Origin of the sequence: Herbaspirillum sp. C7C8, assembly GCF_022627875.1 — a bacterium.
Classification (GTDB): domain Bacteria; phylum Pseudomonadota; class Gammaproteobacteria; order Burkholderiales; family Burkholderiaceae_D; genus Herbaspirillum.
In genome coordinates this window covers 273,435-285,608 of the sequence record NZ_JABXGG010000005.1, presented here as the reverse complement: position 1 = coordinate 285,608, position 12,174 = coordinate 273,435, and the positions used below count along the sequence as shown (strand labels likewise).

The 12,174-nt window shown below is 59.2% G+C and carries 7 protein-coding genes; 6 read left to right on the top strand and 1 reads right to left on the bottom strand.

Features of this window, described 5'->3' with window-relative positions:
* The 6 genes from HWE01_RS09175 to HWE01_RS09150 all read left to right on the top strand — a co-directional run.
* Positions 1 to 307: transposase (locus HWE01_RS09175; RefSeq protein WP_241821587.1), on the top strand; the 307-nt coding region annotated here is incomplete at its 5' end.
* 254 nt (positions 308 to 561) lie between these two features.
* On the top strand, positions 562 to 930 hold the full coding sequence (locus HWE01_RS09170; protein ID WP_241821586.1) for a hypothetical protein: 369 nt from the start codon (positions 562 to 564) through the stop codon (positions 928 to 930).
* An 88-nt stretch (positions 931 to 1,018) separates the two neighbouring features.
* Positions 1,019 to 2,263, top strand: a complete 1,245-nt coding sequence (locus HWE01_RS09165; protein ID WP_241821585.1) for a TolC family protein — start codon at positions 1,019 to 1,021, stop codon at positions 2,261 to 2,263.
* Positions 2,260 to 3,744, top strand: a complete 1,485-nt coding sequence (locus HWE01_RS09160; protein WP_241821584.1) for an efflux RND transporter periplasmic adaptor subunit — start codon at positions 2,260 to 2,262, stop codon at positions 3,742 to 3,744. The genes HWE01_RS09165 and HWE01_RS09160 overlap by 4 nt, the downstream gene beginning before the upstream one ends.
* Positions 3,741 to 6,914, top strand: coding sequence for an efflux RND transporter permease subunit (locus HWE01_RS09155; protein WP_241821583.1), 3,174 nt, complete (start codon positions 3,741 to 3,743; stop codon positions 6,912 to 6,914). The genes HWE01_RS09160 and HWE01_RS09155 overlap by 4 nt, the downstream gene beginning before the upstream one ends.
* Positions 6,911 to 7,249, top strand: a complete 339-nt coding sequence (locus HWE01_RS09150) for a copper-binding protein (protein ID WP_241821582.1) — start codon at positions 6,911 to 6,913, stop codon at positions 7,247 to 7,249. The genes HWE01_RS09155 and HWE01_RS09150 overlap by 4 nt, the downstream gene beginning before the upstream one ends.
* 492 nt (positions 7,250 to 7,741) lie before the next feature.
* On the opposite strand, the gene purL is transcribed toward HWE01_RS09150, so the two are convergent.
* Positions 7,742 to 11,764, bottom strand: coding sequence for a phosphoribosylformylglycinamidine synthase (gene purL, locus HWE01_RS09145; RefSeq protein WP_241821581.1), 4,023 nt, complete (start codon positions 11,762 to 11,764; stop codon positions 7,742 to 7,744).
* Positions 11,765 to 12,174: the final 410 nt, after the last annotated feature.

Sequence of the window (12,174 nt, the reverse complement as noted above, 5' to 3'; positions counted from 1 at the left end):
GATTGTCACCGTGGGACGACCCGAACGAATTATTGGGGATCGCGCCTACGATAGTGATCCGCTCGATCAAAGACTTGCTGCCAAAGGCATTGAACTGATCGCACCACACAAGAGCAATCGAAAAAGAGCGGTCACTCAAGATGGCCGGGCGCTGCGCCGATACCGGCGCCGATGGAAGATCGAACGGCTCTTTGCCTGGCTTAATGCCTTCAAGCGTGTACTGACCCGATGGGAGCGTTGCGCCGATCATTACACCGGCTTTGTTCATCTCGCTTTCTCCGTCATCCTCATGCGGCGCTATTTATGAAATGAGTTCTAGATTCATTTGCAGGCAACGGAATTGTGATAGCCGCAAAGAGAATTTGACGACAGGTGCACATTCACATTCGTAGTGTTATGCGTCCCGTTGAGTGCATGTTGCTCAACGGGACAACTTTATGAGAGTCCAATATTTATTCTTTTCCGGTTGATCCCCACAGCAGCGCTCAGAAACTCAATTCCTGCCACAATCAGCGCTCTATTTGAATCTCGCGTTGAACAACATGATCTATAATCTATGCTATGAAGTTACTTCGTACATTTCTGATCATGATTTTGGCCATTGCCATTCCCCTTGAGGGCTTGGCAGCGGTACGTATGGTGGATTTTGTTCGCAGTGTTATTCCGGCCACAGAGATGACAGTCTCCGGAACCAGCTCAGATGAAATTTGTGTAATGAGCATGTCGGATGAAAGTCGCTCAAAAAAAACAACGGCGCCTTGCAAGATGGGAGACGCCTGTAAGATTTGCCAGGTGTTTCCGTCGACCACGCCTTCCGCCGAAATCAATCTTCATGCTCTGCCTCTGGTCGCGACAGTCTCCCTGTTGCCCGAATCGTTTCTTCCTTCCCGCGATCCGTCCGGATTGTGGCGTCCCCCTCGCTCACTCTGATTGTTGCTGATTCCCTGACACGCTTGGCCTGATCGCCAAGTGGTCGTTCGCGCATTTTTCGCGCAGTCACGCCATGGAGTGCACAATCATGTCCTTTCGCAGGATATCCAGGGCCCTGCTTGCTTTGCTGGCGGGGATGTCCGGTCTTGCCCACGCGGCCCCCTTATCTTTTAACGCTGCGCTCGAGATTGCCGAGCGCCAGTCTCCCAATCTAGCCTCTAATAGAGCACAAATCGCGGCAGCCCAGTCGGAGGCAATCCCCGCCGGCTCCTTGCCTGACCCCAAGATCTTTGCCGGTATCGACAACTATCCTATTTCTGGCCCGGATCGAGGCAGGCTTAATGCCGATTCGATGACGATGCAGAAAATCGGCGTCATGCAGGATTTCCCCAATGCCGCCAAGCGCCAGGCCCGTGTGGCCGTGGCCGAAGCTTCAATCGAAACTGCGGAGGCACAGCGGCAAGTGGAGCGCCTCAAGCTGCGCAGAGCCACGGCCTTGGCTTGGCTCAACCGCTATTTTTTGGAACGCAAGATCTCGCTATTCGATGATTTGGACAAAGAGAATTTGCTTCTGGCAGATGCCGTGCGGGCCCAGATCGCGTCTGGTCGTACCCAGGTGGCCGATAGCGTGATGCCGAAGCAGGAAGCGGCTCAATTGGCTGACCGTCGTGATGAGCTGATCCGCGACCTCGTCAAGGCCAAGTCAGGCCTCCGCCGCTATGTGGGTGGTGACGCCGATGAACCGCTGGTCGATGCTTTGCCTGAGCTGCGCATCGATGCTGACCATTTACGCGATCACTTGCACAAGCATCCGGAACTGGAAGCCTTTTCTGCGGAGAGCCACAAGACGGAAGCTGAATTGCGCCAAGCGCAGGCGATGAAAAAGTCGGATTGGGGTGTCGAGCTGGCCTATCAGCGACGTGATCCGCGCTTTGGCAATATGGTATCGGTCCAGTTCACGTTCGAGATTCCGGTTTCCCCCGCGACAAGGCAAGATCCACTCATCGCGGCTAAACAGCAAGAGCTATATCGCATCGATGCAGATCGTGAGGCCATGCTGCGCGATCACACCAACGAGCTCGAAAGCGATTTAGCCGACTACCAGTCCTTGACCCGCCAGCTTGAACGTGCCAACCAGACGGCCTTGCCTTTGGCACAGCAAAAAACCGACCTCCAATATGCCAGCTATCGCGCAGGAAAAAGTGACTTAACGTCAGTCCTGGCGGCACGCCGGGAAGTCGTCGACCAGCGCCTGAAAATCATCGATTTGGAGGCGCAAAGATCCGCAGTCGCCGCCCAACTTTATTTCGCCTATGGGGGAGATCAACAATGAAAAAAAGCACTTACCAGATCGCCGTACTGATCGCGGCGGTTGCCGCGGTGAGCGGCATGGGTGGATATTGGATGGCCCATCGCGCCGCCGGCGCCGAAGCCATGCCTATCAAGACAGAGAATCCGGCCACGCAAGTTGAACGCAAGGTACTGTATTGGTACGACCCGATGATGCCGAATCAGCGTTTCGACAAGCCGGGAAAGTCGCCGTTCATGGACATGCAACTGGTCGCAAAATATGCGGATGAGCAAGGTGACGGCGCCGGCGTCAAGATTGACTCTGGAATTAGCCAGAACTTGGGAATGCGCACCGCCAAGGTCGAGCGTGGCAGCTTTTCGAGCACCGTGCGCGCTGTCGCCAACGTGCAGCTCAATGATCGCCAGGTGGCGATTGTCCAGGCCCGAAGCAACGGCTTTGTTGAGCGGGTCTACGCACGTGCTTCTGGCGACGTCATTGCACGCGGCGCGCCCCTGGTGGACTTGCTCATTCCGGAATGGGCTGGCGCCCAAGCGGAATTTTTGGCGGTGCTCGGTACGAAGGACCTGGCGCTGATCCAGGCCGCCCGCACACGTCTGCAGTTGCTCGGGATGTCGGGTGATCTGATTAGCCGTGTAGAGAAAAGCGGCCGACCTCAGACGGTAGTGACCATCGCTGCACCTATTGCGGGCTTGATTCAGACCTTGGATGTCAGGAGTGGAATGACGGTATCGGCCGGAGCGTCTTTGGCCAGGATCAACGGGCTCGATACCTTGTGGCTAGAAGCGGCAATTCCTGAGGCGCAAGCCGCACAGGTCAACGTCGGCGGCAAGCTGGAAGCGGATTTTGCGGCGTACCCAGGCGAAAAATTTACAGGCAAGATCCTTGCCGTTCTGCCGGAGAGCAACGCCGACAGCCGTACCCTCCGGGTTCGCGCCGAGTTGCCCAATCGCGATGGCAAATTGAAGCCGGGCATGTATGCGCAAATCGGCTTAGGAGGCGGCAAGGCAGCACCAAGTCTACTGGTACCGTCTGAAGCGGTGATTCGCACCGGCGCGCGCAATATCCTGCTGGTCACAACAGGCGATGGTCGCTACCAGCCGGTCGAAGTGAAGCTTGGCCAAGAATCCGATGGCAAGAGTGCCATCCTGGATGGCGTCACCGAAGGCCAACAAGTTGTCACGTCTGGTCAATTCCTCATCGATTCCGAGGCCAGCCTTAAAGGCGTGCTCGCGCGGCTGAACACTTCACCAGGCGCCGACGCTAAGAGCGCCCAGATGCCACTCAATGAGGCGACCGGGAAAATCGAATCACTGCAGGGCCCTGACATCACGCTCTCGCATGGTCCGGTTCCAACGCTGGGTTGGGGAGCCATGACAATGTCCTTCAAGCTGGCGCGGCCTGAGATGGCAGCAGGTCTCAAGACCGGAGATAGCGTGCATTTCGGTTTCCAAGAGAGAAATGGCGATTATGTGATCGTGAAGCTGGATCGGAGCACGCCATGATCGAAAAACTCATCAAATGGTCGCTTCGCAGCCGCTTCCTGGTCTTGTTTGGCGTGCTTTTTCTGGGGGGCTGGGGTTTATGGGCACTCAAGACCACCCCTGTGGACGCGTTGCCCGATCTTTCGGATGTTCAGGTCATCATCCGGACTACCTATGCTGGCCAGGCACCGCAAATCGTCGAGAACCAAGTAACGTATCCGCTGGCAACTACCATGCTGTCGGTGCCGGGGGCAAAGACCGTGCGGGGCTACTCGTTCTTCGGGGACTCCTTCGTCTATGTCTTGTTTGAGGACGGCACCGACATGTATTGGGCGCGTTCTCGCGTACTGGAATATCTCAACCAGGTGCAGGGGCGCCTTCCGGCCTCGGCCAAGGCATCACTGGGACCGGACGCTACCGGCGTCGGCTGGATCTATGAGTACACGCTGGTCGACAGGACCGGACAACACGACCTGGCCCAGTTACGTAGCATGCAAGACTGGTTCCTGAAATATGAGCTCAAGAGCCTGCCCAATGTCGCCGAAGTCGCAACGGTAGGCGGCATGGTCAAGCAATACCAGGTGGTGCTCGACCCGGTGAAACTGGCGGCCTACAACATCGGGCAAGACAAGGTCGTCGACGCGATCAAGAAGGCCAACCAAGAAACCGGTGGCTCGGTGTTGGAGATGGCGGAAACCGAGTACATGGTGCGGGCTTCCGGCTATTTGAAGACGCTGGCGGACTTCCGCAACATTCCCTTGGCGACGGGGAGAAATGGCGTACCCGTCAAACTGGGCGATGTGGCGACCATCCAATTCGGGCCAGAGATGCGCCGCGGCATTGCGGAACTCAATGGCGAAGGCGAGTCCGTGGGCGGCGTCATCATCCTGCGCTCAGGCAAGAATGCGCGGGATACCATTGCGGCCGTCAAGAGTCGACTGGATGAGCTCAAAAAAAGCCTACCCGCCGGTGTTGAGGTCGTACCCGTCTACGACCGCAGCCAATTGATCGATCGCGCCATCGACAACCTGTCGCACAAGCTGCTTGAGGAGTTCATCGTCGTTGCGGTCGTTTGTGGCCTGTTTCTCTGGCATCTGCGTTCCGCATTGGTCGCCATCGTCTCTCTACCGCTGGGCATCATGATTGCCTTCATCGTCATGCGGTATCAGGGCGTCAATGCCAACATTATGTCCCTCGGAGGGATCGCCATTGCGATTGGTGCGATGGTCGATGCCGCCGTTGTCATGATCGAGAATGCGCACAAGCATATCGAAGAGTGGAAGCATCGACACCCTGGGCAACCTTTGCAGGGGGAAACCCATTGGAGAGTTATCGGTGAGGCGGCCGCAGAGGTCGGACCAACGCTGTTTTTCTGCTTGTTGATCATTACCCTGTCGTTTATCCCAGTATTCACCTTGGAGGCGCAGGAGGGGCGCTTATTCGGGCCATTGGCATTCACCAAGACCTATGCAATGGCCGGTGCCGCCGGATTATCCGTCACGCTGATCCCGATCCTGATGGGCTACATGATCCGCGGGAAGATCCCCTCGGAGAACAGCAATCCTCTCAATCGCTGGCTGATTCGTTACTATCGGCCGTTACTGGAAGCCGTCTTGCGCCGGCCTAGGACGACATTGGCAATTGCGGCGCTTGCGCTGTTGACGACCTTATGGCCGATCAGCCGTTTGGGCGGTGAGTTCTTACCGCAGATGGATGAGGGGGATCTCCTCTATATGCCGTCTGCCTTGCCAGGCTTGTCCGCATCCAAAGCTGCCGAACTGCTGCAACAGACCGATCGCCTGATCAAGACGGTTCCGGAAGTCGCCAGTGTCTTCGGCAAAGCTGGCCGTGCCGAGAGCGCGACCGATCCCGCCCCCCTGGAGATGTTCGAGACGACCATTCAATTCAAGCCGCGTGATCAGTGGCGCCCCGGCATGACACCGGCGAAGTTGGTGAATGAGCTTGACCGGGTCGTCAAAGTGCCTGGCCTGTCGAACATATGGGTGCCGCCCATCCGTAACAGACTGGACATGCTGGCCACCGGGATTAAAAGCCCGATTGGCATCAAAGTGTCAGGCACAAGCCTGGCTGATATCGACAAGACGGCGCAAGAAATCGAACAGGTTGCCAAAACGGTGCCGGGCGTCAGCTCCGCGCTCGCCGAACGTCTCAGTGGCGGACGTTACGTGGATGTCGATATCGACCGCCTGATCGCCGCCAGCTACGGTCTCAATATCGCTGATGTGCAAAGCATCGTCTCGTCGGCCATCGGTGGGGAGAATGTCGGTGAGACGGTTGAGGGACTGGCACGTTATCCGATCAGCGTTCGCTACCCGAGAGAGACTCGGGACTCGCTGGAGCGGCTGCGCGATCTGCCGATCCTGACCGGCAGCGGCCAGCAGATCACCCTTGGAACCGTCGCCAAGCTGAAGATCAGCGATGGCCCACCCATGCTCAAGAGTGAAAATGCGCGGCCCAGCGGCTGGATCTATGTCGATGTCCGGGACCGGGATCTTTCATCTGTGGTTGCCGATTTGCGCGCCGCCGTCAGTTCCAATGTAAAGCTGACGCCCGGGCTGAGCATTGCCTACTCAGGACAATTCGAATACCTGGAACGGGCAAATGCACGTTTGAAACTGGTGGTGCCGGCAACGCTGATGATTATCTTTGTACTGCTCTATTTGACGTTCCGGCGCTTCGATGAGGCAGCATTGATCATGGCCTCACTGCCATTTGCCCTGGTCGGCGGCATCTGGTTTCTCTATCTCCAGGGCTACAACCTCTCGGTTGCCACCGGTGTCGGGTTCATCGCTCTTGCAGGCGTGTCCGCCGAATTCGGCGTCGTCATGCTGCTGTACCTGAAACAGGCAGTCTCTGTACGTGAACAACAGATAGGCGCTATCTCAGTTCCAGTACTGGAGGATGCCATCCGCGAAGGTGCCGTGCTCAGGGTTCGCCCAAAGGCCATGACCGTGGCGGTCATCCTGGCGGGCCTGATTCCGATTCTGTGGGGAAGCGGCGCCGGCTCCGAAGTCATGAGCCGGATTGCAGCGCCGATGGTCGGCGGCATGATCACCGCGCCATTGCTTTCGATGTTCGTCATTCCGGCTGCATATCGCTTGATGCGCGGCCGTCAACCCAAAGCCAATCCCGGCTTAGTTTATCCTCAAAGTGAAAGGAAGTTGCCATGAAGAACCTTATGTACGCCATGCTTTTTACCGCATCGCTGGGCAGCATTGCGCCCGTATTTGCTGCAGACATGCAGGGCATGAAGATGGGCCAAGCCGATGCTGGCGAAATGATTTCTCATGGGACCGGGGTCATCAAGAGCCTCGACCCGAAACAGAAAACCGTTACCTTGGCACATCAACCCATCAAAGAACTAAACTGGCCGGCAATGACAATGGGCTTCAAAGTATCAGATGAGAAAATGCTACAAGGCCTCAAAGTCGGAGACCAGGTGACATTCGACTTGAAGGGGAGTGGAACCGCGCCCGTCGTGACGGGAATTCGTCCAGCTAAATAAGCCGGGTACCGTTCGTGATTGCAAGTTTCCCATGCGACACGAACGATTGGGCGTGAGCAAGGCATCCACATGTGCGAAATGGTAACCAATCATCTAGGCAATATGAATGATGGATAATTTCTTAATTACTTTTTCGCTTATGTATGAACATTCGCTTTATCTCGGCTGGCTCCCAATTAGCAAACAAAGCGTCTGTTCTGCAGCTGCGGCACGGACTATTTTTTGATGTTGAGGCAGTTATTTTATTCCTTTTAAATCAATGATTTAACATCATTCCTGCAAAAATTTCCAGAATCCCGGCCGACCCTCGGGCATGTTGTTTTTTGGCTGGCGCTGAGCGAGTCCGGAACGAGTCCGGAACGACTGCAGAAACAAAAAACGCAGTTCCTTTCGGAACTGCGTTTTTTTTCACCTGGCTTTTTCAGCCCCTGCCCGAGTACCCGCCGTAGCGGGCAATCGAAACAGGAAACTTCATCTCAAGCCATTTCAGGCTCAACCCACCCACTTGCGGGCATTGCGGAACATGCGCATCCATGGCGAATCCTCGCCCCACGACTCCGGGTGCCAGGACTGGGTCACGGTGCGGAAGACGCGTTCGGCGTGCGGCATCAGGACCGTGAAGCGACCATCCGGAGTGGTCACCGAGGTGATGCCCTGGGGCGAACCGTTGGGGTTGAACGGATAGGCTTCGGTGGCTGCGCCGCGATGGTCGACGTAGCGCATGGCGATGATGGCACGGTCGATGTCACCGGTCTGGGAGAAGTCGGCAAAACCTTCTCCGTGGGCGGTGGCAATCGGTGCCTGGGTACCGGCCATGCCCTGCATGAAGATGGACGGCGAATCGGCCACTTCCACCATCACGAAACGCGCCTCGAACTGCTCGGACTTGTTGCGGGTGAACTTGGGCCAGGCTTCGGCGCCCGGGATCATGGACTTCAGATTGCTCATCATCTGGCAACCGTTGCAGATACCCAGCGAGAAGGTGTCCTGGCGCTGGAAGAAGCGCGAGAACTGTTCGGCCAGCTGCGCGTTGAACAGGATGGTCTTGGCCCAGCCTTCGCCAGCGCCCAGCACGTCACCGTAGGAGAAACCGCCCACGGCGATGAAGCCCTTGAAGTCATCCAGCTTGGCGCGATTGGCGATGAGGTCGCTCATGTGCACGTCCACGGCGGTGAAGCCGGCCTTGTGCATGGCATAGGCGGTCTCGATGTGCGAGTTCACGCCCTGCTCGCGCAGGATGGCGACCTTGGGACGGGCGGCTGCGCCCAGCGACAGGTAGGGTGCGGCGATGTCTTCCTGCGGATCGAACGTCAGCTTGGGCGTCATGCCGGGATCGGCTGCATCCAGCAGGCGATCGTATTCGGCATCGGCGCAGGCCGGGTTGTCGCGCAGACGGGCGATGCGCCAGCTGGTCTCGCTCCAGACGCGATGCAGCTCGGCGCGCGGCTGGCTGTAGATGTTCTTGGCATCGCGCATGAATTCGATCACGTCGCGGTCATTGGGCTTGCCGATGATGTGGCTGCACGCGCCCAGGTTGTAGCTGCGCAGCACGTTCATGACCTCCGACTTCTGCTCGGCCGGGACCTGGATCACGGCGCCCAGCTCTTCGCTGAACAGCGCGCGCAGGGTCAGTTCATTGCGGCGCTCGGCTACTTGCGTGGTCCAGTTCTTGGAATCGCCCCAGTCGGCGGCGTGCTCGGCTTCCATGGTCAGGATGTCGAGGTTGACCGAGATGCCGGTATGACCTGCAAAGGCCATTTCGGCCAGGGTCGCATACAGGCCACCATCGGAGCGGTCATGGTAGGCCAGAAGGCGGTCTTCGGTGTTGAGTTGCTGAATGGCGTTGAAGAAGGCCTTCAGGTCTTCGGCGCTATCCACATCGGGGGTCTCGTTGCCGATCTGCTGCATGACTTGCGTGAGCGCCGAGGCACCCATGCGGTTCTTGCCACGGCCCAGGTCGATCAGGATGAGGACGGTGTCGCCCTTGTCCTTGCGCAGTTGCGGGGTCAGCACGCGGCGCACGTCGGTCACCGGTGCGAAACCGGAAACGATCAGCGAGACCGGCGAAGTCACCGACTTGGCACCCTCTTCATCGCTCCAGGTGCTGCGCATGGACAGGGAATCCTTGCCGACGGGGATCGACATGCCCAGCGCCGGGCACAGTTCCATGCCCACGGCCTTGACGGTATCGAACAGCGCGGCATCCTGGCCAGGCTGGCCGCAGGCCGCCATCCAGTTGGCCGAGAGCTTGATGTCGCCGATTTCGGCAATCGGTGCGGCAGCAATGTTGGTGATGGCTTCACCGACGGCCATGCGGCCCGAGGCCGGGGCGTCGATCACGGCCAGCGGGGTGCGCTCGCCCATGGCCATGGCTTCGCCGCGATAGCCTTCCAGGCCCATGGCGGTCACGGCCACGTCGGCCACCGGCACCTGCCAGGGGCCGACCATCTGGTCGCGCACGGTCATGGCGCCGACGCTGCGGTCACCGATGGTAATCAGGAAAGACTTGTCGGCCACGGCCGGCAGGCGCAGCACGCGCTGGGCCACCTCCACCAGGTCCATGCCGGTCAGGTCCACCGGCGGCAACTGCTTTTGCACGTGCTGCACGTCACGGTGCATCTTGGGCGGCTTGCCCAGCAGCACGTCCATGGGCATGTCGACCGGGTTGTTGTTGTGCTCGGGGTCGATCACCTTCAGCTGGCGTTCTTCGGTGGCGGTACCGACCACGGCGAAGGGTGCGCGCTCGCGTTCGCACAGGTACTGGAACAGTTCCAGGTGTTCCGGCAGGATGGCCAGCACGTAACGCTCCTGGGATTCATTGCTCCAGATCTCGCGCGGGGCCAGGCCGCTTTCTTCCAGCGGCACCTTGCGCAGGTCAAAAATTGCACCGCGCTTGGCGTCGTTGGTGATTTCCGGGAAGGCATTGGACAGGCCGCCCGCCCCCACATCGTGGATGGACTGGATGGGGTTGTCGTCACCCAGCGCCCAGCAGGCGTTGATGACTTCCTGGGCGCGGCGCTCCATTTCCGGGTTGCCGCGCTGGACCGAGTCGAAATCCAGGTCGGCGGTGTTCACGCCAGTGGCCATCGAGGAGGCAGCGCCACCGCCCATGCCGATGCGCATGCCGGGACCGCCCAGCTGGATCAGCAGGCTACCGACCGGCAGGTCGTTCTTTTTGGTGTGCTTGGCCGAGATGTTGCCCATGCCGCCGGCGATCATGATGGGCTTGTGATAGCCCATGACCTGGCCGCCCACGTTCTGCTCGTAGGTGCGGAAGTAACCGCCCAGGTTGGGACGGCCGAATTCGTTGTTGAAGGCCGCGCCACCGAGCGGGCCGTCGATCATGATCTGCAGGGGCGAAGCGATGCGCTCGGGCTTGCCGTAGATGCCGCCCTGGGCGTGTTCATCGCGCTGGTCCACCGGCTGGGCCACGTCACGGGCGTTTTCCCAGGGTTGCACGGCGTGGGTGACCATCAGGTTGGAGACGGTGAAGCCAGTCAGGCCGGCCTTGGGCTTGGAGCCACGGCCGGTCGCGCCTTCATCGCGGATCTCGCCGCCAGCGCCGGTGGAAGCGCCCGGGAAGGGGGAAATCGCGGTCGGGTGATTGTGGGTTTCCACCTTCATCAGGATGTGGGTCAGCTCGTCGGAGGCTTCATAGACGTTGCCCTTGGTAGCGCCGCGCTGGTAGAAGCGCGAGACGGTGGCTCCCTCGATGATGGAGGAGTTGTCCGAATAGGCCACCACGGTGCCCTTGGGCGCCAGCTGGTGGGTGTTCTTGATCATGCCGAAGAGCGACTTGTCCTGCTTCTCACCATCGATGGTCCAGTCGGCGTTGAAGATCTTGTGGCGGCAGTGTTCGCTGTTGGCCTGGGCGAACATCATCAGTTCGACGTCGGTGGGGTTGCGCTGGGCCTTGGTGAAGGCGTCCACCAGGTAATCGATCTCGTCATCCGACAGGGCCAGGCCCAGTTCGGTGTTGGCGCGTTCCAGCGCGGCACGGCCGCCGCCGATCACGTCGACCGACTCCAGCGGCCTGGCTTGCAGCTCCGTGAACAAGCCGGCAGCGTCCTGCGGATCACGCAGCACGGTCTCGGTCATGCGGTCATGCAGCAGCGCGGCCACGGCCGCAATGCTGGCTTCATTGAGCTTCTTGGCTCCGCCCAACAGGCCCGTCTTGACCTGCACGCGGAAGATGATGCCGCGCTCCACGCGGTGGATGTGACCCATACCGCAATTGCGCACGATGTCGGTGGCCTTGCTGGCCCAGGGCGAGATGGTGCCGAAACGCGGAATCACCACGAAGGCATCGCCCTCGTCGCTGCCGTTGAAGGGGTCGCCATAGGTCAGCAGGCCGTTGAGGCGGGCCTCATCCTCTTGCGTCAGGGCCTTGGCGTCGACGAAATGCAGGTAGCGGCCGCACACGCCGGTGATGGCGGCATCCACGGCTTGCAATTGGCTCAGAAGGCGTTGGGTACGGAAAGCGGAAAGGGCATTGGAGCCCGGCAGGATCAGCATGGCGAGGTCGAGGCAGTTAGCTTGAATCGGGAAAACCGTCGCAGCATCGCGGCAGGGACCGGTCCACCGACACCGGCCGCCCCGAATGACGCATTGCACAAGGAAAAATCGTGCAGGTCGGAGACTGGCGAGATGATGGATCGTGCGCGCGTTTGCTGGCAAAGCCGGCATTATACCGTGGACACCGCGCCAAGTCCCGTGCAAAGCGAGCCGGCCCGCAAGCCTGCCTGTGGCGGCCTGTAGCGGCAAGATGGATGGCCTGGCCTGCCCTTTGGTGGGGATTGACGCACTTGACCGGGGCCTGTTGTCATCGCAGCCGCAGCACCGAGCGTTGTCCCTCTGGAGAGCAGTTCGCTTCAGTCGGTGGCAGGTCGATATGTAGCACTGCGGCAATATCCAAACGACAGCGA

Coding starts and splice junctions, on each gene's coding strand:
- HWE01_RS09155 (WP_241821583.1), top strand. CDS start 3,741: ATGATCGAAAAACTCATCAAATGGTCGCTTCGCAGCCGCTTCCTGGTC.
- HWE01_RS09150 (WP_241821582.1), top strand. CDS start 6,911: ATGAAGAACCTTATGTACGCCATGCTTTTTACCGCATCGCTGGGCAGC.
- HWE01_RS09165 (WP_241821585.1), top strand. CDS start 1,019: ATGTCCTTTCGCAGGATATCCAGGGCCCTGCTTGCTTTGCTGGCGGGG.
- HWE01_RS09160 (WP_241821584.1), top strand. CDS start 2,260: ATGAAAAAAAGCACTTACCAGATCGCCGTACTGATCGCGGCGGTTGCC.
- purL (WP_241821581.1), bottom strand. CDS start 11,764: ATGCTGATCCTGCCGGGCTCCAATGCCCTTTCCGCTTTCCGTACCCAA.
- HWE01_RS09170 (WP_241821586.1), top strand. CDS start 562: ATGAAGTTACTTCGTACATTTCTGATCATGATTTTGGCCATTGCCATT.